At 70.4% G+C, this 22,682-nt stretch carries 21 protein-coding genes and 1 riboswitch; of the genes, 9 read left to right on the top strand and 12 right to left on the bottom strand.

What is annotated here, in order from left to right:
* Positions 1-309: 309 nt before the first annotated feature.
* Complete coding sequence (locus tag ACYSUO_RS34415) at positions 310-897, bottom strand: flavin reductase family protein (RefSeq protein WP_461780139.1); 588 nt, start codon at positions 895-897, stop codon at positions 310-312.
* Between the two features lie 303 nt (positions 898-1,200).
* On the opposite strand from ACYSUO_RS34415, the gene cdgB reads away from it, so the two are divergent.
* Both cdgB and ACYSUO_RS34405 read left to right on the top strand, forming a co-directional pair.
* On the top strand, positions 1,201-2,886 hold the full coding sequence (gene cdgB / locus ACYSUO_RS34410) for a diguanylate cyclase CdgB (protein ID WP_461780138.1): 1,686 nt from the start codon (positions 1,201-1,203) through the stop codon (positions 2,884-2,886).
* Positions 2,887-2,997: 111 nt separating this feature from the next.
* Positions 2,998-3,930, top strand: coding sequence for a carbohydrate-binding protein (locus ACYSUO_RS34405; RefSeq protein ID WP_461780137.1), 933 nt, complete (start codon positions 2,998-3,000; stop codon positions 3,928-3,930).
* A gap of 31 nt (positions 3,931-3,961) precedes the next feature.
* Here ACYSUO_RS34405 and ACYSUO_RS34400 read toward each other — a convergent pair whose 3' ends face one another.
* The 3 genes from ACYSUO_RS34400 to ACYSUO_RS34390 form a co-directional block, all read right to left on the bottom strand.
* Positions 3,962-4,891 (bottom strand): 1-phosphofructokinase family hexose kinase, encoded by a 930-nt coding sequence (locus ACYSUO_RS34400; RefSeq protein WP_461780136.1) that lies wholly within the window; start codon positions 4,889-4,891, stop codon positions 3,962-3,964.
* Between the two features lie 104 nt (positions 4,892-4,995).
* On the bottom strand, positions 4,996-6,132 hold the full coding sequence (nagA, locus tag ACYSUO_RS34395; protein ID WP_461780135.1) for an N-acetylglucosamine-6-phosphate deacetylase: 1,137 nt from the start codon (positions 6,130-6,132) through the stop codon (positions 4,996-4,998).
* Positions 6,132-7,100, bottom strand: a complete 969-nt coding sequence (locus tag ACYSUO_RS34390) for an ROK family protein (RefSeq protein WP_461780134.1) — start codon at positions 7,098-7,100, stop codon at positions 6,132-6,134. Before ACYSUO_RS34390 ends, nagA begins: the two co-directional genes overlap by 1 nt.
* A gap of 139 nt (positions 7,101-7,239) precedes the next feature.
* Here ACYSUO_RS34390 and ACYSUO_RS34385 point away from each other — a divergent pair, with 139 nt between their 5' ends.
* The 3 genes from ACYSUO_RS34385 (at position 7,240) to otsB (ending at position 9,675) form a co-directional block, all read left to right on the top strand.
* Positions 7,240-8,508, top strand: a complete 1,269-nt coding sequence (locus ACYSUO_RS34385; RefSeq protein WP_461780133.1) for an ABC transporter substrate-binding protein — start codon at positions 7,240-7,242, stop codon at positions 8,506-8,508.
* Between the two features lie 10 nt (positions 8,509-8,518).
* Entirely contained in the window at positions 8,519-8,746 is a 228-nt protein-coding gene (locus ACYSUO_RS34380) for a DUF3263 domain-containing protein (RefSeq protein WP_404267708.1), read from the top strand.
* Positions 8,747-8,844: 98 nt separating this feature from the next.
* Positions 8,845-9,675 (top strand): trehalose-phosphatase, encoded by an 831-nt coding sequence (gene otsB / locus ACYSUO_RS34375; RefSeq protein WP_461780132.1) that lies wholly within the window; start codon positions 8,845-8,847, stop codon positions 9,673-9,675.
* On the opposite strand, the gene ACYSUO_RS34370 is transcribed toward otsB, so the two are convergent.
* The 3 genes from ACYSUO_RS34370 to ACYSUO_RS34360 form a co-directional block, all read right to left on the bottom strand.
* Positions 9,652-11,037, bottom strand: a complete 1,386-nt coding sequence (locus ACYSUO_RS34370; protein ID WP_461780131.1) for an alpha,alpha-trehalose-phosphate synthase (UDP-forming) — start codon at positions 11,035-11,037, stop codon at positions 9,652-9,654. The two genes, otsB and ACYSUO_RS34370, sit on opposite strands and share 24 nt — an antisense overlap.
* Positions 11,038-11,123: 86 nt before the next feature.
* A complete protein-coding gene (locus ACYSUO_RS34365; RefSeq protein WP_461780130.1) occupies positions 11,124-12,962 on the bottom strand; it encodes a DUF7927 domain-containing protein in 1,839 nt (612 codons plus the stop codon).
* 38 nt (positions 12,963-13,000) lie between these two features.
* Positions 13,001-13,948: a glucosyl-3-phosphoglycerate synthase gene (locus tag ACYSUO_RS34360; RefSeq protein WP_461780144.1), complete on the bottom strand. Its 948-nt coding sequence runs from the start codon at positions 13,946-13,948 to the stop codon at positions 13,001-13,003.
* Between the two features lie 163 nt (positions 13,949-14,111).
* Positions 14,112-14,267: riboswitch (SAM riboswitch) on the top strand.
* Positions 14,268-14,285: 18 nt separating this feature from the next.
* On the opposite strand from ACYSUO_RS34360, the gene thrC reads away from it, so the two are divergent.
* The 4 genes from thrC (at position 14,286) to groL (ending at position 18,471) form a co-directional block, all read left to right on the top strand.
* Entirely contained in the window at positions 14,286-15,587 is a 1,302-nt protein-coding gene (gene thrC, locus ACYSUO_RS34355; RefSeq protein WP_461780129.1) for a threonine synthase, read from the top strand.
* A gap of 35 nt (positions 15,588-15,622) precedes the next feature.
* Positions 15,623-15,898, top strand: a complete 276-nt coding sequence (locus ACYSUO_RS34350) for a MoaD/ThiS family protein (RefSeq protein ID WP_385770164.1) — start codon at positions 15,623-15,625, stop codon at positions 15,896-15,898.
* Between the two features lie 431 nt (positions 15,899-16,329).
* Complete coding sequence (locus ACYSUO_RS34345) at positions 16,330-16,536, top strand: cold-shock protein (protein WP_030576453.1); 207 nt, start codon at positions 16,330-16,332, stop codon at positions 16,534-16,536.
* 309 nt (positions 16,537-16,845) lie between these two features.
* Positions 16,846-18,471 carry a chaperonin GroEL gene (groL, locus tag ACYSUO_RS34340; protein ID WP_326018281.1) on the top strand — a complete coding sequence of 542 codons (1,626 nt, stop codon included), beginning with the start codon at positions 16,846-16,848 and terminating at the stop codon, positions 18,469-18,471.
* 77 nt (positions 18,472-18,548) lie between these two features.
* Here groL and ACYSUO_RS34335 read toward each other — a convergent pair whose 3' ends face one another.
* From ACYSUO_RS34335 to ACYSUO_RS34315, 5 genes are all read right to left on the bottom strand, one after another.
* The gene (locus ACYSUO_RS34335; protein ID WP_461780128.1) at positions 18,549-18,812 is read right to left on the bottom strand and encodes a Txe/YoeB family addiction module toxin; all 264 of its coding nucleotides are present in this window, start codon (positions 18,810-18,812) and stop codon (positions 18,549-18,551) included.
* The gene (locus ACYSUO_RS34330; RefSeq protein ID WP_461780127.1) at positions 18,809-19,060 is read right to left on the bottom strand and encodes a type II toxin-antitoxin system Phd/YefM family antitoxin; all 252 of its coding nucleotides are present in this window, start codon (positions 19,058-19,060) and stop codon (positions 18,809-18,811) included. The genes ACYSUO_RS34335 and ACYSUO_RS34330 overlap by 4 nt, the downstream gene beginning before the upstream one ends.
* 86 nt (positions 19,061-19,146) lie before the next feature.
* On the bottom strand, positions 19,147-20,055 hold the full coding sequence (locus ACYSUO_RS34325) for a hypothetical protein (protein WP_461780126.1): 909 nt from the start codon (positions 20,053-20,055) through the stop codon (positions 19,147-19,149).
* A 445-nt stretch (positions 20,056-20,500) separates the two neighbouring features.
* Positions 20,501-20,791 (bottom strand): hypothetical protein, encoded by a 291-nt coding sequence (locus ACYSUO_RS34320; RefSeq protein ID WP_461780125.1) that lies wholly within the window; start codon positions 20,789-20,791, stop codon positions 20,501-20,503.
* Between the two features lie 359 nt (positions 20,792-21,150).
* The gene (locus ACYSUO_RS34315) at positions 21,151-22,680 is read right to left on the bottom strand and encodes a PTS transporter subunit EIIC (RefSeq protein WP_461780124.1); all 1,530 of its coding nucleotides are present in this window, start codon (positions 22,678-22,680) and stop codon (positions 21,151-21,153) included.
* Positions 22,681-22,682: the final 2 nt, after the last annotated feature.

The raw sequence follows: 22,682 nt of genomic DNA, 5'->3' as shown, positions 1-22,682 counted from the left end.
CCCCCCCCGCCACAACCCCCCCCACCCCCCCCCCCCCCCCCCCCCCCCCCCCCCCCCCCCCCGCCCCCCCCCCCGCCCCCCCCCCCCCCGGGCCCCCCCCCCCCCCGGGCGCCCCCCCCCCCCCCCCCCCCCCCCCCCCCCCCCCCCCGCCGCCGGGGGGGGGGGGGGGGGGGTGCCCCCCCCCCGGGGGGGGCGCGGGGGGGGGCGCGCGGGGGGGGGGGGCCCCCCCCCCCCCCGGCGCTCGCCGGGTAGCCGGGGCTGGGCTTGGGGCTCTGCCCCATACCCCGCTGCTCAATCGCCGCAGGGGCTTTACTGGCCCAGGCTCCGGTAGCGGCCCCGGAAGTACATCAGCGGTCCGCCCTCCGCGCTCGGCAGGGCCGCACCGAGCACCCGGCCGATGACCAACGTGTGGTCGCCCGCCACCACCGTGTTCTCCGTGCGGCACTCCAGCGTCGCCAACGCCCCGCCAACCAGCGGAGCGCCCGTGTGCTCGCCGCGGACGTACGGGATGTCCTGGAAGAGGAGGCGGTCGCTGAGCCGCCCCTTCATGGCGAAGCGCCCAGCGATGTGGCTCTGGGACTCGGACAGGACCGAGACCGCCCACAGGGGCTGGTCGTCCAGGAGGTCGTCCATGCGGGAGCTGTTGCGCAGCGACACCATCACCAGCGGCGGGTCGAGGGAGACGGACATGAAGGCCGTCGCCGTCATGCCCGAGTCCTCGCCGGGCGGCCCGTCGGGTGTGAGCGGCGGCTCGTAGGCGGTCAGGAGGACGACGCCTGCGGCCAGGCGGGACAGGGCGGCGCGGAATTCGTCGTTGCTCACCCCCTCAGCATGCCCGGAGGGGGTCGTGGGGGCCGTGGGGGAGGGGACCGAAGTGGCAGGGGACGTCTTCAACACGCCTTCAACGCTAGCTCCGGCGTCACGCGCCCCGCATCGGGCCGATGACCGAGGCCGGTCCTAGGACCATGGGCTCGGTTCGCGTTCAGGAAACACACAGAACCCACCCGCTGAGCTGCCCCAATCCTTCATCTCCTGCTGTGACTTGAGTCACAGGAGCCATAATTTGTTGACCCTGTGTACCGGGTGCACAGCTCGCTGTGATTCAGTGGCGTCGACACTGCTGATGAACGTGCTGCTGCACGTGCGAAGCGAACCGATCCGAATTCTGGAGTGCTGTCGAGGTCTCGGGGAGAACTGAGCATGGAGACCGAGTCGGAGCCGTACGTCCGTCTTGCGACCCTGCGTCAGCTGCACCAGGTGATGGCGGACATGAACACCGCCCGCAGTCTCGCCGACACCCTGCAGACCGTCGCGGACGGGGTCGTGAACGGGCTCGGCTACGAGCTGGCGTGCGTGAACCTCGTACGTCCCGACGGTGATCTGGTCGTCGCCGCCTTCGCGGGGAACTCCGCGGCCGAGGCCCTGATCACCGGACGCGTGGGTTCCCGCGCCGGCTGGGACCGCCGCCTCTCCATGGGCGAGCAGTGGGGCGAGCTGCGCTTCATACCGCACACCGAGGGCTGGGTCCTCGACGAGGACGACGTGCCGCAGTGGTTCACCGCAGGACCGCCGCCCCGCTTCGAGGACGAGTGGCACCCCGCCGACCGTCTCTTCGCCCCGATGTACGCGACGGGCTCCTCCGGCGGCGAGCTCATCGGCGTGATCTCCGTCGACCGCCCGCGCGGCGGCCGCATCCCCGGCGCCTGGGGCCGCGAGGCCCTTCAGATGTACGCCTTCCAGGCCGCCATCGCGATCAGCAACGCACGGCTCCGGTCCAACATGCAGCGCGCCCTGGTCCGCCTGGAGCGCGAGCAGCAGGCGCTGCGGGCCAGTGAGGAAAGCTTCCGCCAGGCCTTCGAGTACGCACCCTCCGGGATGGCGATCGCCGAGATGGGCGGCGACCAGCACGGCCGGATCCTGCGGACCAACGACGCGCTGTGCCGCCTCCTCGGCCGCCCGGCGTCGGCCATGCGCCGCTACTCGTTCTCCGACCTCGTACACCCCGAGGACATCGGCACCCTGCTGCGCACCTCCGCCGAGGGCGGCCGCGCCGAGCTGCGCCTCGCCCGCCGCGACGGCACGTACGTCTGGGTGTCCCTGCGCAACTCGGTGGTCGCCGACGCCGCCGACGGGCCGCGCTTCCTGCTCACCCACGTCGAGGACATCGAGGAGCGCAAGCGCCGCGAGCTGCACCTCGCCCACCGCGCCTCGCACGACTCCCTGACCGGCCTGCCGAACTCGGCGGAGCTGCGCGCCCGCCTCTCCGCCCGCCTGTGCCGCCGCCCGTACGAGCCCGGGCCCAGCGCCATCGACTCCCTCGACGCGGCCTACGGCGACCACCGCGGCGCGGACGCGAGCGGGATCGGCTTCGACTTCGGCGCCCCCGTCCCGCACCAGTCGAATCTGTACGAGGGGTTCGACGGCTTCGACCACCATGTGCACGTCGCCGCGCCCGAGCCCGACGCGGTCTCCGGCGCGGACAACGGTACGAAGGGCCTCGCCGTCCTCTTCTGCGACCTCGACGGCTTCAAGTCGATCAACGACAGGTTCGGGCACAACGCGGGCGACGCCGTCCTCATCGAGGTCGCCCGCCGCCTGACCTCCGTCGTACGGGACGGGGACACGGTCGCCCGGCTCGGCGGTGACGAGTTCGTCGTGCTGGCCGACGGGCTCGGCCGCGAGGACGCCCAGGACCTCGCCGTCAGGTTGCGGAACGCCATCATTCCGCCGATTCGGGTAGACGGCCGGGCGGTGCGGGTAGGGGCCAGTTTCGGTATCGGCTGGGCCCACTGCGGTATGACGGCGGAGGAAGTGCTGCAATCCGCTGACCAGCGCATGTACGTAGAGAAAAGATCACGTAGTAAGCAGCACAGGCGGGCCGGATAGCCCCTAGATTGGGCGCGGTTCCGCAATCCCGGTGAGGCCTGGGCCACGCCTTGGGGTCGCTCGCAGCGGGTACCCTCGCCGAGGTAAGCAACGTGTAGGGAGTGATCTGGGATGGCGCCCGGCAACAACAGCGGGAGCACCACGCCCGAGGACGACGATCCGTTCGGCTATCTGTACGCCGACGGGCAGGCGGCCGGGGCGACCCCGCCCGAGGGCGCGGGCGGTGGCTACGGCTACCCGAACCCGCGGTCCTCCTACCGGGCCAATCAGATCCGTACGGTCGGTGAGCGCCAGTACGGGCAGACCCAGCCGGCCCAGTCGTACCAGCAGCCGAACGCGCACTACCAGGCTCCCGAGACGATGCCCGGCGGCGTTTCCAGCCAGCCGGGTCCGCCGACGGCGCCGATGCGCGGGGGCGGCGGCCGGGGCCGTGGCCCCAACACGAAGGCGCTGCTGATCGGTGCGGTCGCCGTGGTCGCGGCCGTCGTCATCGGCATCGGCGTGGCCATGGTGAGCAACGACTCGGGTGACGAGGGCAGCGAGGCGGGCAACAAGCCGTCCGGAGGCTCGCAGTCCGTGCAGCCGAGCGAGAAGCCGTCGAAGTCGGCGTCCCCGGCCAAGGTCGACCTGCCCAAGACCGACGCGAAGACCCTGAAGCTGGCGGGCGGCACGTCCACCGCGTCGGACGTGCAGGGCGCGAAGGCCGACGGCGGGGTGTACGTCGCCGGGTTCAACAAGGTCGGCGCGAGCCTGACCTGGACCGTCAACGACATCCCGAAGGATGGCGCGTACAAGCTGTACGTCGACTACGGGGTGCCCGGCAAGGACTCCGACGCCACGATCGATGTGAACGGTACGAAGCAGTCCCGCCCGCTGAACATGAAGAACTTCGCCGGCGCCAAGGAAGGCGACTGGGAGAAGGGCTGGACGAACACCTGGGCCATCGTCCAGCTCACCAAGGGGACCAACGCGATCACGGTCTCCTGTGAGCAGGGCAACAAGTGCGACGCCAACTTCGACCGCATGTGGCTCACCCAGAGCTGAGTCAGTCCAGCCCCGCCCGGGCTTGACGGAGTCAGGCCGCGCCGACGTGTTCGGCGACTGTGACGCGGCCCACCAGGTCCTCGTACGTCGCCGCGTCGAACTCGCCCGCCACTGGTGACACCACCGTCGCCGCGGACAGCGCCACCGCGCGGGCCAGGCGCTGGGGCCACGGCAGGTGGTCGACGTGGCCGGAGAGCAGGCCCGCGACCGCGGAGTCGCCGGCGCCCGTGGGGTTGCCGCGGAGGCGGCCCGGGGCCGGGGCGCGCCACTCGCCGTCGGCCGTGAGGGCGCACAGGCCGTCCGCCCCGAGCGAGGCGACCACCGCGTGCGCCCCGCGCCGCCGCGCGTCCTTCATGGCCTGCAACGGCTCGTGGGAGCCGGTGAGTTCGGCCAGCTCGTCCGCGTTCGGCTTCACCAGGTCGGGGCGGGCCGCGACGCCGCGGCGCAGCGGTTCGCCGCTGGTGTCGAGGAGGACGGGCACCGAGGCGGCCCGCGCGGCCCGTACGAGCGTCGCGTAGGCGCCGACCGGGACGCCCGGCGGCAGGCTGCCGCACAGGGCCACCGCGGAGGCGGAGCGCAGCAGATCCGCGTACGCCTCCTGGAAGGCCGTCCACTCGGCGGGCGTGATGGTCGGGCCCGGCTCGTTGAGCTGCGTCGTGTCGCCGGTCGACGCGTCGGCGACGGCGATCGTGCGGCGGGTCGCGCCGGAGACGGGCACCAGCGCGTCCGCGACGCCCGGCGTGCCGAGCAGCTGGTCCTGGAGCGTGCGGCCCGTCGCACCGCCCACGAATCCCGTCACGGCCACCTCGTGACCGAGCGCGGCGAGCACCCGCGCCACGTTCAGACCCTTGCCGCCGGGCCGCTCGGTGACCTCGGTGACGCGGTGCGTCGCGTGCGGGCGCAGGGACCGCACCCGGTACGTGATGTCGAGTGCGGTGTTCAGCGTGACCGTGAGGATCACAGGACCCCACCCCCCTTACGTACTTTCAGTAACGGGGCCTGATCATGCCAAAGTCAAGGCGGTTGGCCCAGACCTCGGGTCAACCGCCTTGTACAAGCCGGGAGTTACGGACGAATCAGCCACTCGCCCTTGCGCAGCACGCCCTTGACCTCGAACTCCGCGTCCAGGACCACGAGATCGGCGTCCTTGCCGGGCTCCAGCGATCCCACCTTGTCGTACATGCCCAGGAGTTGGGCCGGGTTGGCGGAGATGGCCCGGACGACGTCCTCGACGGGCAGCTTGTCGACCGTCACGGCCCGCTTGAACGCCCGGTCGAGCGTCAGCGTCGAACCGGCGATGGAGCCGCCCTCCACGAGCCGCGCCACGCTGTCCTTCACCTCGACCTCCAGCGGGCCGAGCATGTAGCGCCCGTCGCCGAACCCGGCGGCGTCCATCGCGTCGGTGATGAACGCGACCCTCTCCGCGCCCTTGTGATGGAACGCCAGCTCCAGGGCGGCCGGGTGCAGATGCGTGCCGTCGTTGATCAGCTCGACGGTGATCCGGTCGTCCTCCAGGAGCGCCGCGATCGGCCCCGGGTCACGGTGGCCGAGCGGCGGCATCGCGTTGAACAGGTGCGTGGCGACCGTGGCGCCCGCGTCGATGGCCTGCACCGTCTGCTCGTACGTCGCGTCGGTGTGCCCGATCGCGGCGACCACGCCGTGCTCGGCGAGCAGGCGCACGGAGTCGATGCCGCCGGGCAGTTCGGTGGCGAGAGTGACCATCTTCGCCTGGCCGCGGGCGGCGTCGATCAGCTTGCGGACCTCGGCCGGGTCGGGGTCGCGCAGCAGCGTCTCGTCGTGGGCGCCCTTGCGGCACGGGGAGATGAACGGGCCCTCGAAGTGGATGCCCGCGATCTCGCCGTGCTCGGCCAGCTCGGAGAGCAGCCCCGCGCGCTGCACGAGGAAGTCCATGTCGCCGGTGACGAAGGACGCGACGATCGTGGTCGTGCCGTGCTGCTGGTGCGTGCGCACCCCCGTGAGGATCTCGTCGATCGCGCCGGAGGTGAAGGACGCGCCGCCGCCGCCGTGGTTGTGGATGTCGACGAAGCCGGGCACCACCCAGTGGCCGGTGAGGTCGACGGTCTCGGCGTCGTTCGGGGCGGACCCGACGATCTTCCTGCCGTCGACGATGACGCGTCCGTCGGTGACGGTCCCGGTGGGAAGTACCACCTTGGCGCCGGCGAGCACCTTTGCTGTGGCCATCAGGCGGTTACCTCCGAGGATCCAGTGGCTGCGGTGTGGTGGGGCTTTTGGCGGTCGAGCAGGTCCCAGGCGAGCAGTCCCGCGCCCAGGCATCCGGCGCTGTCCCCGAGGACGGCCGGGACGATCGTGGGGAGCGCCTGGAAGGTGACGCGCTCCGCGACGGCCGCACGCAGGGGTGTGAACAAGGTTTCCCCGGCCTCGGCGAGCCCGCCACCGATGATGAGCGTGCGGGGGTCCAGCAGAGTGAGCGCGAGCACGAGCCCGTCGGCGAGCGCGTCCACCGCGTCCTGCCAGACCTTCATGGCCCGGGGGTCGCCCGCGTCGACGGCCTTCGCGCAGTCCGCAGCGGTCGCCTTCTCGTCGCCGCACGCCTCCTGCCAGGCCAGGGTGACCGCGGAGGCGGACGCGTACCGCTCCAGGCAGCCGCGCTGACCGCAGCCGCAGGCCACACCGCCGGGGCGGACGACCACATGGCCGATCTCGCCGGCGGAGCCGTGCGCGCCGGGCTCGATGCGCCCGTCGATACCGATGGCGCCGGCTATGCCGGTCCCCAGCGGCATGAAGAGGAACCGGTCGGCGTCCTTGCCCGCCCCGAGCCGCCCCTCGCCGAGCCCGCCGGTGCGCACGTCGTGGCCGAGCGCCACGGGGATGCCGCCGAGCCGCTCGCTGAGCAGGGCCCGCATGGGGACGTCGCGCCAGCCGAGGTTGGCCGCGAACAGGGCGATGCCGTCCTTCTCGTCCACGACGCCGGGCACCGCGACCCCGGCGGCGCTCGCGGGCTCGCCGAGGTGCCGCTCGCCGTACGCGCGCAGTTCGGCGGCGAAGCCGAGGATCGACTCCACGACCGCGTCGGCGCCGCGCTCGCGCTGGGTCGCCCGGCGCGCCTGGTGCAGCAGATTGCCGTCGGCCCCGACCAGGGCGGCCTTCATCCCGGTGCCGCCCACGTCCAGGGCGATGACATGTTTCACGAGGGACAGTCTCGCGCGTCCACCCTTGAGAGGTCTAGTCCAGTGCCCCTCGTTTCCGCTCCGGCACCCACGTGGTGTAGACCTTCCAGGTGACCATGGGACAGGCCTGTGGCGTGAAGGACAAGGGTGGAGTGCGGCAGTGCGCAAGGGGAGGACGACTCTGACCGTGGCGGCCGCGCTCGGGGTGGTGGCCGCGTCGTCACTGCTCACCGCCTGTGGGAGCGGCGACTCCGACGCCGTCACGCTGAAGCTGGTCGCGGCCGACTACGGCGACTCCGAGGCCAACAGCTCCCAGAAGTACTGGGACGACCTCGCCGCCGGCTTCGAGGCGAAGCACCCCGGCATCAAGGTCGACGTCGACGTCTACTCCTGGGACGTCGTCGACAAGAAGGTCAAGGACATGGTCGCCGCGGGCGACGCGCCCGACATGGCGCAGATCGGCGCGTACGCCGACTACGCCGCGGCGGACAAGCTCTACCCCGTCGACAAGCTGCTCTCCGTGCCGGTCCAGGCCGATTTCGTCGGCCAGATGAGCCAGGCGGGCGAGATCAAGGGCGCGCAGTACGGCATGCCGTTCGCCGCCTCCACGCGCCGCCTCTTCTACAACAAGGACCTCTTCGAGAAGGCCGGCATCACGCCGCCGAAGACCTGGGCCGACCTCGTCTCCGACGCCAAGGCGCTCAAGGCGCAGGGCGTGCGCTACCCCTTCGCGCTGCCGCTCGGCACGGAAGAGGCGCAGGCCGAGACGCTGATCTGGATGCTCAGCAACGGCGGCGGCTACACCGACAACGTCGGCAGCTACGCCCTCGACGACAAGAAGAACGTCGAGGCCCTGTCCTGGCTCAAGAACAACCTGGTCACCAAGGGCCTCACCGGCCCGACCGAGCCGGGGAAGCTCAACCGCACGCCCGCCTTCCAGGCCTTCGCCAAGGGCCAGGTCGGCATGTTGTCCGGCCACCCCACGCTGATGAACATGGCCAAGGCGAAGGGCGTCGACTACGGCGACGTGGCGATCCCTGGGCCCGACGGCACGCCCAGGTCCACGATGGGCGTCACCGACTGGATGATGGCGTTCAAGCAGGGCGGCCACCCCAAGGAGACCGGGGCGTTCCTTGACTACGCGTACAACAAGAAGAACGTCCTCGACTTCTCCCGCAAGTACACCGTCGCGCCGGTCACGGTCTCCGCGTCGAACGCGATGACGTCCTCGGCCAAGGACAAGTCCCTGCGCCCCTTCATCGACGAGCTGGCGGGCGCCACGTACTACCCGGCCAACAAGACGTCCTGGCCCGAGGTCAGCGCCGAGATCAAGAAGCAGATCGGCTCCACGGTCACGCCGCAGGGCAGCGCGGCGGGCACGCTCGGGGCGATCCAGAACGACGCGGCGGCCGCGGAATCCGCGGAGTAGCGTGACGGGCATGGGTCCTCTCGGCGAGCGCGAACGCGCGGTGCTCACGTTCGAGGGGCGGGGCTGGGCCTCGCCGGGCGCCAAGGAGCGGGCGATCCGCGAGGAACTGGACCTGGCGCCGGTCCGCTACTTCCAGCTCCTGAACGCGCTCCTGGACGACCCCAGGGCGCTGGAGTTCGCCCCGGTGACGGTGAACCGCTTGCGCCGGGTCCGGGAGGCACGGCGCCGCGAGCGCTAGGCCCCGGGGCTCCGCCCCGGACCCCGCTGCTCAATCGCCGCAGGGGCTTAATTTGCCCAGCCCCGCCGGACATGTGCAGCGCGGCTATCGTCAACGGCATGGCAAGCCACGAGTACGCCCCCCGGACCACCGCAGGACGCGACGGCCTGAACGCCCTCCTGGCCCACCCCCGGCAGGGCATCGTCGCGATCGACTTCGACGGCACCCTCGCCCCCATCGTCCCCGACCCCGACCAGGCCCGCGCCCACCCGGACGTGGTCCCCGCCCTCGCCGCCCTCGCCCCGAAGGTCGCCGCGATCGCGGTCGTCACGGGCCGCCCGGCGAGCGTCGCGGTCCGCCACGGCGGCTTCTCCGGCGTCCCCGGCCTCGAACACCTCGTCGTCCTCGGGCACTACGGCGCCGAACGCTGGGACGCCGTCACCGGCACGGTCAGCGCCCCCGCCCCGCACCCCGGCGTGGCCACCGTCCGGGCCGAACTCCCCGGCGTACTGGCCGAGTCGAACCTCTGGCACGACACGTACATCGAGGAGAAGGGCCGCGCCGTCGCGGTCCACACGCGCCGCGCAAAGGACCCGCAGGCCGCCTTCGACACCCTCCGCGAACCCCTGGCGGAACTCGCCGCGCGGCACGGCCTGATCGTGGAGCCGGGCCGCATGGTCCTGGAGCTGCGCCCGCCGGGCGTCGACAAGGGCGTGGCGCTCACCGAGTACGTACGGGAGGTGGGCGCCGAGTCCGTCCTCTACGCGGGCGACGACCTCGGCGACCTCCCGGCCTTCGCGGCAGTGGAGAAACTGCGCTCCGACGGGGTGCCGGGCCTCTTGGTGGCGGCGGACACGGTCGTACCCGAACTCGCCGACAGGGCCGACCTGTTGGTGGAGGGCCCCGCGGAATTGGCCGCCTTCTTCTCAGGCCTCGCGCAGCGCCTCTAGCTGGTCCAGGAACCACGCCTCCGGCGGCAGCGCCGTCGCCGCCTCCGCGAGGCGCTTCGTGCGTTCCTCGCGCTCGTCCCGCGGCATGGCGAGCGCCTCCGCGAGGGCGCGCGAAGTTCCGGTCAGGTCATAGGGGTTGACGGTCAGCGCGTCCTCGGCCAGCTCCTCGTACGCCCCCGCCTCCCGCGAGAGCACCAGCACGCACCCGTCGTCGGAGACCACCGGCACCTCCTTGGCGACCAGGTTCATGCCGTCCCTGATCGGGTTCACGAGGGCCACGTCGGCGAGCCGGTACGCGGCCAGCGAGCGCGCGAAGTCGTCCTTCACGTGGAGCACGACCGGCGTCCAACCCTCCGTACCGAAGCGGGAGTTGATGGCCTCGGCGACCCGCGCCACCTCGGCCGTGTAGTCCCGGTACACGGCCAGGTCCTGCCGCGACGGGTAGGCGAACGCAACGTGAACGACCCGCTCCCGCCACTCGGGCCGTTCCTCGAGCAGCAGCTCGTACGCCTGAAGCCCCCGCACGATGTTCTTCGACAGCTCCGTGCGGTCCACCCGCACGATCACCTTGCGGCCCTCGCCCACCTGCGCGCGCAGCGCCGTGAGCCGCTCCTCCACATCGTCCCGGTGCGCCCGCTCCCGCAGGAAGTCCGCGTCCGCGCCGAGCCCGTGCACCCCGATCCGGGTCCCGGACGTGCCGCCGACGAGATGCGTACAGCAGTCGGTGAAGGCGTCCGCCCAGCGCCGGGTCAGGAACGCACAGCGGTCGGCCCCGAGCATGCCCCGCAGCACCTGCTCGGCGATGTCGTCGGGCAGCATCCGGAAGTAGTCGACGGGCGCCCACGGCGTGTGCGAGAAGTGCCCGATCCGCAGGTCGCCGCGGAGCTCGCGGAGCATCCCCGGCACCAGCGTCAGGTGGTAGTCCTGCACGACCACCGTCGCGCCCGGCGCCGCCTCCTCGGCGAGCGCCTCGGCGAAGGCCCGGTTGTACGCCTCGTAGGACGCCCACTGCCTGCGGAACTCCGGTCCGAAGGCGGGCTCCAGAGGCGTCTGGTACAGCATGTGGTGCACGAACCACAGCACCGAGTTCGCGACCCCGTTGTACGCGTCCGTGTGCACGTCGGCGTCGATGTCGAGCATCCGCACTCCCGGCTCGGCGACCCCGCGCCGCACCGCCTCCCGGTCGCCCTCGCTCAGCGCCGAGCACACCCACAGCTTGTTCTCGACGGCGCTCAGCGCCGACACCAGGCCGCCCCCGCCGCGCTTCGCCTCGATCCCTCCCGCGTCGTCGAGGACGTACGAGACCGGGCCGCGGTTGGACGCGACGAGAACCTCAGCAGCACCATGCGTCGTGGAACTCATACGGGCACGCTAGCCCGGCCCGGAAACGTTCAAACGTAAGGCCGGGCCCCATCGGGGCCCGGCCGTATACGACACCTGCGATCGGGTCAGTCCTTGCGGCCGCGGACGGCGGCGACGACCAGCGCGCCGAGCCCGCACAGCGTGATGGCGAGCCCGCCGTACAGCGGCAGCATCGAGTCGGTCCCGGTCTCGGCCATCTCGCCGCCGCTCGGCGGATTCGGCGGTGTGGGCCGCGCCTGCGGGCTCTGGTTGCTCGTCGACGGGGTCGGCGAGGGCTCGGGCGTCTGCTCGCCCGGCTGCCGGCTCGGACTTGGCGTCGGCGTCGGCGAGGGGCTGGTCGGCGTCGGCGACGGCGCCTCCCGCTCGATGACGGGCGCGATGCCGCACAGCGCGTCCGTGGAGCCCTCCGCGCAGTTGGTGCGCGGGGAGTCGGCGGTGACGCTGTTCGTGAGCTTCCCGTCGCCGCTCACCGGGTCGTTGACCTGCACGGAGTACGTGACGGTCGCGGTCTCGCCGGCCGGGATGTCACCGGTGAAGTTGATCTTCGGCTCGGTGTAGTCGACGTTCCCGATGCTCGCCTCGGCGTCGTTGTTGTACGTCGCGTCGTCGAGGTTCTCGGTGAGGTCGTCGGTGAACTTGGCGTTGGGGTACGGCAGCCGGCTGACGTTCTTCGCCTTCACCGTGTACGTGACCGTGTCGCCGGGCTCCACCTTCGCGGGGCTCGCCGTCTTGGTGATCTCCAGGTCGGGCACCGGGACGGACAGGGCGAGCGCCGAGGGGACGTAGGTGTCGCCCTTGGTGGAGAAGTCGAGCGTGGTGGAGGTCGAGCCGACCGGGATCGGCTCGTCCCCGACGGCCCGCGTGGAGCCGCTGCCCGAGACGTCAAATTCCTTCGCGTCGATGCTCAGGTTGTTGACCATCTTCGGGTCGAGGGCGCCGTCGTCCTCGGAGATGAAGAAGTTGTTGGTGTTGCCGGTGTGCGCCTCGGGGATGTTCTGGCCGCCGACGGCGAACTTGTCGCCCGGCGTGTTCCAGTCGCCCTCGTACGCGGTGACGCTCGCGTGCGGGGTGCCCGAGGTCCGGTAGAAGCCGTCCACGGTGACCCGGGTGGCCGGGGAGGTGGAGCGCTGCAGGACGTGGCCGCCGTAGATGTAGACGTTGCGGCGGTCCGGAGCATAGGCGTCGTTCGGTCCGTCGTACTTGTAGACGACGGTCATCGACCAGCCGGCCACGCAGCCCTTGCCGGTGGGCGCCCAGATGTCGCCGACCGAGACCGGCACCGGGGTGCCCGTGCCGGTGACGCCGCTGAACAGGCCCGTGACGTCGGCCTCGCCCGTGTAGTAGTGCGGGCCGCTGGTGGAGGCGGGGTCCTGGACCAGGTTCTCGGGGGAGACCTTGGCCGGGGCCGTGCCGTTCACGCCGACCGAGGGGACCGCGTCGAGCGGGGCGCCGGGCGAGGGGGCCACGTCGGCGCCGGAGATGTCGCAGCGCTTCAGCTGCGCGCCGCTCGGGCCCTTGTACGTGCCGTCGTTGCCGCCGTAGAAGAGGCGGGCGTAGGCGACCCGGGCGCCGGGCGGGATGGTGACCCGGCCGGTGCTGGAGCCGTAGCCGTCGGTCGTCCCCGCGGTGTTGATCCGCTGCATGACGAACGTGTTGTTGTTGTCCTTGCCCTCGCCGTTCGCGGCGACGGCGCAGCGTCCGGCCATCGTGGCGTCGTCCGTCGGGCAGCCCATGACCGTGTTGCCGATGGTCTTGAAGTCGCCGTAGATCGATTCGTCGTAGCGCTTGGCGAAGGGGGAGACCACGTCCGCGGAGGCGGGGCTCGGCGCCAGGCCCGCCATGCCCGTCAGGCAGGCGGCGAGGGTGGCGGTGACGGCGCACGCCGCCCTGCCCTTGAACCTGCCCTTGAATTGTCTAAGCCACATAAAGGGCAAGTTAGACAAAACATATGATTATGCGGCGCTTATGCGACGCGACGCTCCGCGTACTCACCGATTTCGATCATCGGCGGCCGCTCCTCCGTGTCGACCTCGTGGGTACGCGGCTCGAAGCCGCCCTCCCCGCGCTCGAACTGCGTGAGCACCGGCCTGACGAGGTGCCCGCGCGCGAGCCGGAGCTGGGCGGTGCGGTAGATCGCCGCCGCCATCCGGCCGAGCGCCTGCCCGTCCTGGTGCCGGTGCTTGCGCACACCGACGTCGACCTGGGCGAGCGCGTCGAGGCCCACGGTGTGCAGCGCGTCCACGAGCAGGCCGAGCTCCACGCCGTATCCGACGGGGAACGGGAGCCGCTCGAGCAGCGAGCGCCGGGCCGCGTACTCGCCGCCCAACGGCTGGACGAATCCCGCCAGTTGGGGCCAGTGGAGGTTGAGGATCGGGCGCGCCATCAGCTCGGTCACCCGGCCGCCCTGCCCGGCGGCCCCGGCCAGCGGGCGGTCGTACATCGCCTTCACGAAGTCCACGCCCGGCTCGGTGAGCAGCGGGCCGACGATCCCGGAGACGAAGTCCGCGGAGAACTCCTTCAGATCGGCGTCGACGAAGCACACGATGTCACCGGAAGTGACGAACAGGGAGCGCCACAGCACCTCGCCCTTGCCGGCCCTGACCGGGATCCGCGGCAGGATCGTGTCCCGGTGCTCGACACGCGCCCCGGCCGCCGCCGCGACCTCGGACGTACGGTCCGTGGAGCCGGAGTCGATCACGACGAGCTCGTCGACGAGCGGCACCGCGTCCGTCATCAGCGCGCGCCGGATCTCGGCGACGATCTCGCCGACCGTCTCCTCCTCGTTCAGCGCGGGCAGTACGACACTTACCGTCTGACCCGAGGCCTGCTTGGCGGCGATCACCCGGTGCAGCGGGTGATCGGCCACGGACCAGGAGCGCCTGTTCAGCCAGCGCTCGACCTCTTCCAGCACGGTCTGCGTTCCTTCCCTCAGGACCAACATGTGATCCATCTCGCGCATCGGACGACTATCTCAAGGGTCCGGGCCTTCGGTTACAGTCTTGAACAAGGCCGGTGACCATCGCATGTCGGGGGTCGCCTGCCGTACACACAACTGAATCCACACAATCGAATACCGCTCATCCAGAGGGGCAGAGGGATACGGCCCGTTGAAGCCCCGGCAACCCTCCAGCCGGTCTCGTTCCGCACATCGCAGTGCGCCCGCGAGGCTCCCGGCTAGTGAAGGTGCCAAATCCGTCTCGTGGCGAGATGCGTCGCGAGGAAGATGAGGAGAAAGGGCCTCGCCTCTCATGGCTGTACAGACTGTCGCCACCGAAACGACCGCCAAGACCGTTGATCTCGGTCCGGCCTCCGGCCTTTCCTGCCGTGAGTGCGGCAACATCGTCCCGCTCGGCCCCGTCTTCGCCTGCGCCGAGTGTTTCGGGCCTCTGGAAGTCGCGTACGACCTGCCCGTCGGCGACCCCGAGGCGCTCCGCAAGCAGATCGAGGCCGGCCCCGCCAACATCTGGCGCTACGCCCCGCTGCTGCCCGTCCCGGCCGACGTCGCCGAGAAGCCGAACCTGAACCCCGGCTGGACCAAGCTCGTCAAGGCCGACAACCTCGGTCGTGAACTGGGCGTCGCCGAGGGCAAGTTGTTCGTCAAGGACGACTCCGGCAACCCCACGCACTCCTTCAAGGACCGCGTCGTCGCGCAGGCCATCGAGGCCGCCCGCGCCTTCGGCTTCACCACGCTCTCCTGCTCCTCCACCGGCAACCTGGCCGGCGCCGTCGGCGCCGCCGCCGCCCGTGCGGGCTTCCGGTCCTGCGTGTTCATCCCGCACGACCTGGAGCAGGGCAAGGTCGTCATGGCCGGTGTCTACGGCGGTGACCTCGTCGCCATCGAGGGCAACTACGACGACGTGAACCGCTTCTGCTCCGAGCTCATCGGCGACCCGCTGGGCGAGGGCTGGGGCTTTGTGAACGTGAACCTCCGCCCGTACTACGGCGAGGGTTCCAAGACGCTCGCGTACGAGATCTGCGAGCAGCTCGGCTGGCAGCTCCCGGACCAGTTGGTCATCCCGATCGCGTCCGGCTCGCAGTTCACGAAGATCGACAAGGGCCTGAAGGAGCTGATCAAGCTCGGCCTCGTCGAGGACAAGCCCTACAAGCTCTTCGGCGCCCAGGCCGAGGGCTGCTCCCCGGTCTCCGTCGCCTACAAGGGCGGCCACGACGTGGTCCGCCCGCAGAAGCCGACCACCATCGCCAAGTCCCTCGCGATCGGCAACCCGGCCGACGGCCCGTACGTCCTCGACATCGCGCGCCGCACCGGTGGCGCCGTGGAGGACGTCAACGACGAGCAGGTCGTCGACGCGATCAAGCTGCTCGCGCAGACGGAGGGCATCTTCGCCGAGACGGCGGGCGGCGTCACGCTGGGTGTCACCAAGAAGCTCATCGAGGCGGGCCTCATCGACCCGTCGCTGACGACGGTCGTCCTGAACACGGGTGACGGTCTCAAGACGCTGGACGCGGTCGCCGAGTCCTCGCAGGCCACCGCCACGATCCGGCCCAACCTGGACGCGTTCCGCGAGGCCGGCCTCGCCACCGACCACTGAGCCCGACCGAACTTGTAGCAACAGGAGTCACCAGCATGAGCGTCAACGTTCGCATCCCCACCATCCTGCGCACCTACACCGGCGGGCAGTCCGAGGTCGCCGCCGAGGGCGCCACCCTCGCCGACGTCATCGCCGACCTGGAGAAGAACCACACCGGCATCGCCGCCCGCGTCCTCGACGACCAGGGCAAGCTGCGCCGCTTCGTGAACGTGTACGTGAACGACGACGACGTCCGCTTCGAGCAGGGCCTCCAGACGGCGACGCCGGACGGCGCCGGCGTCTCGATCATTCCGGCCGTCGCCGGCGGCTGATCCATTCAGTTCTACGCAGAGTTAACCGAATTGCCCCCTCCGCAAGAGAAGCGGAGGGGGCAATTCTGCATGGTTGAGCGCGGTACAGTTGGGGAAGCTGCTGCCTTTCCCCGCGCGGTGCATGACGGGCGCATATGAGTTCTCGCCCGAAGCCCGACAAGAAGTAGCCAAAGTGTGCAGCCCTTTCGGGCCTTTTACGGCATTTACACGGCCCGACTTGCCCGCGGATCCGGTGAGTTGACCCGTTTTCCCCGATCTGGCGTGCCCAGAATTCTCGTCCGACTGACCTGTTGCAGACGGCAGTTGGGCAGATACATTCAGCCGCGGTCGACGCGTTCCGGCGCACACCCCCATATCCCATGGGGCGTGAGGTCTGACCCGGGTCCGCGAAGTGCGGTCCTGCGCAAGGGCCAGTAATAGGGGAGTTAGGCATGGCTCAGGGCACCGTCAAGTGGTTCAACGCGGAGAAGGGGTACGGCTTCATCGCGGTCGACGGTGGTGCGGATGTTTTCGTCCACTACAGCGCGATTCAGATGGACGGCTACCGCACCCTCGAAGAGGGTCAGCGGGTCGAGTTCGAGATCTCGCAGGGCCAGAAGGGGCCGCAGGCCGACATGGTCCGCGTGGCCGCCGGCTGAACGCGCGCGTCAGACTGCAAGCTTGTACGTCGCACGTTGTGGAGGGCCCGTCTCCCGGGTAACCGGGGGCGGGCCCTTCGCGCTGAACGGGTCCAGCCTGCGCTTTCGTGGTACGGCCTTGCACTCACATGGGTCGAGTGCTAATCATTGGGCTTAGCACTCTCCGAGTGAGAGTGACAAAACTTGGATCGGGTCGGTGAGGTCCGGGGGCCGGGTGGTGCAAGGAGCCACAAGGCCCGCAGGCCGTCCGTCGCGGGCACCAGCACGGTCCTTTTGCGTTAGCCACCCCGTCCGGGAGGACCACTTCACATGGCCAAGATCATCGCGTTCGACGAGGAGGCACGGCGCGGCCTCGAGCGCGGCATGAACCAGCTCGCCGACGCCGTCAAGGTGACCCTGGGCCCCAAGGGTCGCAACGTCGTCCTCGAGAAGAAGTGGGGCGCCCCCACGATCACCAACGATGGTGTGTCCATCGCCAAGGAGATCGAGCTCGAGGACCCGTACGAGAAGATCGGCGCCGAGCTGGTCAAGGAGGTCGCGAAGAAGACGGACGACGTCGCCGGTGACGGCACGACGACCGCGACCGTCCTGGCCCAGGCGCTCGTTCGCGAAGGCCTTCGCAACGTAGCCGCCGGCGCCAACCCGATGGCCCTCAAGCGCGGCATCGAGAAGGCCACCGAGGCCGTCTCCGCCGCCCTTCTTGAGCAGGCCAAGGAGGTGGAGACCAAGGAGCAGATCGCCTCCACCGCCTCCATCTCGGCCGCCGACACCCAGATCGGCGAGCTCATCGCCGAGGCCATGGACAAGGTCGGCAAGGAAGGCGTCATCACCGTCGAGGAGTCCCAGACCTTCGGTCTGGAGCTCGAGCTCACCGAGGGTATGCGCTTCGACAAGGGCTACATCTCGGCGTACTTCGCCACCGACATGGAGCGTATGGAGGCCTCGCTCGAGGACCCGTACATCCTGATCGTCAACTCGAAGATCGGCAACGTGAAGGACCTCCTTCCGCTGCTCGAGAAGGTCATGCAGTCCGGCAAGCCGCTGCTGATCATCGCCGAGGACGTCGAGGGCGAGGCCCTGTCGACCCTGGTCGTCAACAAGATCCGTGGCACCTTCAAGTCCGTCGCCGTCAAGGCCCCGGGCTTCGGTGACCGCCGCAAGGCCATGCTCGGCGACATCGCCATCCTCACGGGCGGCACCGTCATCTCCGAGGAGGTCGGCCTCAAGCTGGAGAACGCCGGTCTCGACCTGCTCGGCCGCGCCCGCAAGGTCGTCATCACCAAGGACGAGACGACGATCGTCGACGGCTCCGGTGAGAGCGACCAGGTCCAGGGTCGCGTCAACCAGATCCGTGCCGAGATCGAGAACAGCGACTCGGACTACGACCGCGAGAAGCTCCAGGAGCGCCTCGCCAAGCTCGCCGGCGGCGTGGCCGTCATCAAGGCGGGCGCGGCCACCGAGGTCGAGCTCAAGGAGCGCAAGCACCGCATCGAGGACGCCGTTCGCAACGCGAAGGCGGCCGTCGAAGAGGGCATCGTCGCCGGTGGTGGCGTGGCCCTCCTCCAGGCCTCCGCGGTGTTCGAGAAGCTGGAGCTCGAGGGTGACGAGGCGACCGGCGCCAACGCCGTGAAGCTCGCGCTCGAGGCCCCGCTCAAGCAGATCGCCGTCAACGGTGGTCTCGAGGGTGGCGTCGTCGTGGAGAAGGTGCGCAACCTGACCGTCGGTCACGGTCTGAACGCCGCCACGGGCGACTACGTCGACATGATCGCCGAGGGCATCATCGACCCGGCGAAGGTCACGCGCTCTGCCCTGCAGAACGCCGCGTCCATCGCCGCGCTGTTCCTCACCACCGAGGCCGTCATCGCAGACAAGCCGGAGAAGGCGGGCGCTGCCCCGGCCGGCGGCGGCATGCCGGGCGGTGACATGGACTTCTGAGCCGCTCGCGGTTCAGCCCGTCCGTAACCCTGAGGGCGGCACCATCTCTTCACGAGGTGGTGCCGCCCTCGGGCGTTTCAGCGCTCGTAGTGGTAGCGGCAGGCCGCGATGCGCACCTCGTCCTCGACGACCTTGTAGATGAGGCGGTGTTCGTCAGTGATGCGCCGGGACCAGTAGCCGTGGAAGCCGTGCTTCAGAGGCTCAGGTTTGCCGATGCCCTCGTCGGGGCCGTTGCGGGCGATGTCCTGGAGGAGTGTGTTGATGCGCTTGAGGACCTTACGGTCCTGGGCCTGCCACCGGACGTAGTCGGCCCAGGCGTTCTCGTGCCAGACGAATTTCAATCGAGTAGCTCCCGGGCCACGCCCTGTCCGTTCTCCAGGTCCTCGATGGACTGGAGGATCCGGCGTGCGTTCTCCGGGCTGCGCAGGAGGTAGGCCGTCTCCTTCAGCGACTCGTACTCGTCGAGCGCCACGATGACGACCGGGTCCCGGCCCGCACGAGTCACTATTACTTCCTCGCGGTCGTCGACGACCGCGTTGAGCGTTTCCGCGTACTTCGCCCGGGACTCGGTGTAGGTCATGGTGCGCATCGCAGCTCCTCCATCCTGTACGGGATCCCGTACGTACAGAAAACTGTACGTCTGGCGGGGTGGGGCGGCAAGGCAGTGCCGGGCGGTCATACGCGCGTTCCTTCCCGCGTGTACGACGCCACCGCTCTGCGGATCTCCGCGGCGCGGGCGCGGACGGCTTCCGGGGTGAGTGGGCCCGCGGGCGGGTAGGCGGGGCGTTCGCCGCTGCAAGGGGTGCAGAAGCCGCCCGGCAGGGCTTCGGGGCGGCCGGGAGCGCGGCAATTCGCGCATTCGATGAGGCGGAGGACCGGGCGGTTCGCAGTTGGTGGGGGTGGCGGCGGAAGTTTGTCGGTCAGGCGGCGGAGCAGCAGCGCGGCCGGGCTGTGTACGGGTGTCGGGAGCCCGGCCGTCAGTGCGTGCAGCAGGGTGTCCTCGGTGGCGCCCCGCTCGAACCAGCGCTCCACCTCCGGTGCGAGCCGGTCGCACTCGGCGGCGGACAGGGCCAGCGACGGAGCCGTGCGGCCGAGGGCGGTGAGGAGGAGCAGCGCGCGGCTGCGGGTGGGGCGTGGAGGTGGTTCTTCGGGCGGCGCGTCCCGGCCCGTCTCCGGTACGTCGCCCCTCACGTACGCCGTCCACCACGCGTCGCCCCGTGCCGTGCGGGAGAACCAGGTGCGGGTCACCCAGCGTGCACTCCCGGAGCCCTGCACGTGTTCGCGGCCCCGTCTCAAGTGACCGGCCCGGTGCAGGTTGTTGAGGGCGGTACGCATCGCCGCCTGGCCGTACGGGAGGTGGTTGGCGAGCGTCTTCACCGAGATGTCCGCGCCGTCGGGCAGCCGGTCGATGTATCCGGCGATATACGCCTCGCGGGCGGGGAGGTCCGCGAAGTCGGCGCTGGTTCGGGGTAGTTGGTCCGGCGCGGAGCGCTTGCCGTAGCCCGGGTTCGCCTCGGGGTGGAGCGGGGTGGGCGGTGCTGCGTGCGTCGGGGCGGGGGCAGCACTAGAGTTGGCATCAGCCACGGGATCTCCCCTTGCGTGAGATCTTGATGGATAGGCCCCCGCATCGGTGTTACCGCACCGGCGGGGGCCGTTCGTATATCGGGCACGCTAGAGCGCGGTTACCCTCCGTGGCAAGCTGGTGTCAGAAAGTGTCAGGTATTGCCGAGCGTGCTCGTCGGCGTCGCCAACTCGCAGGGAGGGAGGGTGGGTTGAGACCCACCTCCCAATCCTTGAAAGCAGGGCTCGTGGCTCGGGGCTTGAGCCTCGGGGCGTTGGTTACGGGGCGCGGCGCAGGTCGGCGACGAACGCGGACCAGGCCTCCGCCCGGAGCACGAGCTTCGGGCCGGTGGGGTTGACCGTTGCCGTACTGCATGAGGGGCGGGGCGACGCCTGAGCTTCCGGCAGACGGATCCGCGCCCGTGGCGGAGAGCCTCGGGCGCGGATCCGTCTGCCCGGAGGGGAAGGGTCAGGCCGAGGACTGTTCGGAGAAGCTTTGCCAGGTGTCGCGGCCCGCGCGGGTGGCGCTTGTGGCCGCGGCCTGGGCCTGGTGGAGGGTGCGGGCGGCCAGTTCGGACGGGGGGACGTTCCAGGTGCCGGTCCAGCTGCGGCCCGCGCGGGCCAGTTCGTAGACGAGGACGCCGACGCCGGCCATCGCGGTGAGGGTGCCGATACCGGTGAGCACCGCCCCCGCGGTCAGGAGGCGCCGGTCCGGGCGGAACTCGGTCCAGGAGATCTTCGAAAGGGTGCTGTCAGCCATGCGCTCAGGATGCGGGAGGGCCGGGCCGGGCGCATGCGGAGCGGTGACCAGTGGGTGACGTGGCTCGTTGGGCGGGCATGAAGAGCAGCCTGCGTGTGCAAATGATGGCGATGGTTCTGGCGGTCGGGGCCCTGGTAGGGGTGGGGGCCCCTGTGGCGTCCGCTGCTGATCGTGATCCGGTGCCGGACTCCGGAACCGTGATCATGTCGGACGAGGAGTGGGAGGCCTTGCAGGTGCTGAGCGGTCTGGGGCTGGTGCCTCTGGAGCCGGGCGTGTTCCACCGCGGCTAGGCAGAGCAGTACGTACGCGAAAGGGCGGCGCCCCATGTCGTGGGGTGCCGCCCTTTGGGGTGGTCGGGGTCAGACCTTTGCTGGTTCCTTCGGTTCCGGGGACGAAGGCGCCGGGTTGGCCTCGGCGTGGGCCGCCGGGGATTCGCCTGCGTCGACGTCCTGGTTGAACTCCACGAGCATGTCCTGTGTGAAGCCGAAGTAGTACGTCGCCAGGAAGCCGACGATGTAGCCGACGAGCAGGCCGCCCAGGTAGATCGCGCAGGTCAGGCCCAGGCCCTTGTTGCCGTCGAGGAGGGGGAACAGGGCCCAGCCGGACGGGCCGATGGCCGTCGAGCCGACCTGGGTGCCGAGCATCGAGAAGAGGCCGATGAACGCGCCGCCCGCCGCGCCGCCGACGCACGCCGTGATGAACGGGCGGCCGAGGGGGAGCGAGACACCGTAGATGAGGGGTTCACCCACGCCCAGGAAGCCCGCGGGGAGCGCCGACTTGATGGTCTTGCGGATCGACTTGTTGTGCTTGAGCTTCTTGAAGACGGCGATCGCCGCGCCGACCTGGCCCGCGCCCGCCATCGCCAGGATGGGGAGCAGGACCGTGTAGCCCTGCTGTTCGATCAGGGTGGTGTGGATCGGGATCAGGGCCTGGTGGAGGCCGAGCATCACCAGGGGGAGGAAGAGGCCGCCGAGGATGGCGCCCGCGAAGAGGCCGGTGTTCTCCAGGAGCCAGTTGGCGCCCGTGCCGATCGCGGTGGAGACCTCACCCGCCACGAACATCAGGCCGAAGATCGTGACCAGGCCGGAGATCAGGATGGTGAGGGTGGGGGTGACCAGGACGTCGAGCGACTCCGGGACCCACTTGCGGCACCACTTCTCGATGTAGACCGCGAGCACCGCCGCGCCGAGCGCGCCGAGGACGCCGCCCTGGCCGGGGGAGAGCTTGTCGCCGAAGACATCGACGTTCGCGACGCCCGGGTAGACGATGATCGCCGCGACCGCGCCGCCGATGATCGGCGTACCGCCGAACTCCTTCGCCGTGTTGTAGCCGACGAAGACCGCGATCAGCGCCATGAAGCCGGAGGCGATCGCGGCGAGCGCAGGGGTGACCGACGGCAGCCAGCCCAGGTTGATCATCAGGCCGTTGAGGCCGGCGATGATGCCGCAGCCGATCAGGGCCGGGATCAGCGGCACGAAGATGTTGGCGATCTTGCGCAGGAAGAGCTTGAACGGGGTGGCGTTCTTCGCCTTCTGCTGGGCCTTGATCGCGGCGCCCTGGGCGGCGAGGTCGTCCGCGGAGGCGCCGGGCGAGGCGGGGGCGGGCGCCGGGGCGGCGGCCTTGCCCTCCTCCACCAGGGACTCGAACTCGGGGGTGACCCGGGCGACCTTCCCCGGGCCGAGGACGATCTGGTACGTGTCGTCCTCTACGACGCCCATGACGTCGGGAAGCGCCTTGAGCGCCTCGTCCTGGACGAGCGAACGGTCCGCGAGACCCAGCCGGAGCCGGGTCATGCAGTGGACCACGGAGGTGACGTTCGCTGCGCCGCCGACGAGCGGGAGGATCGCGGCGGCGACGGCGCGGTTCTTGTTCTCGGCGTTATCGGCCATGG

Source organism: Streptomyces sp. UC4497, from assembly GCF_054871485.1.
The sequence above is the reverse complement of the archived record's forward strand: the minus strand, read 5'-3'. Positions and strand labels throughout refer to the sequence as shown.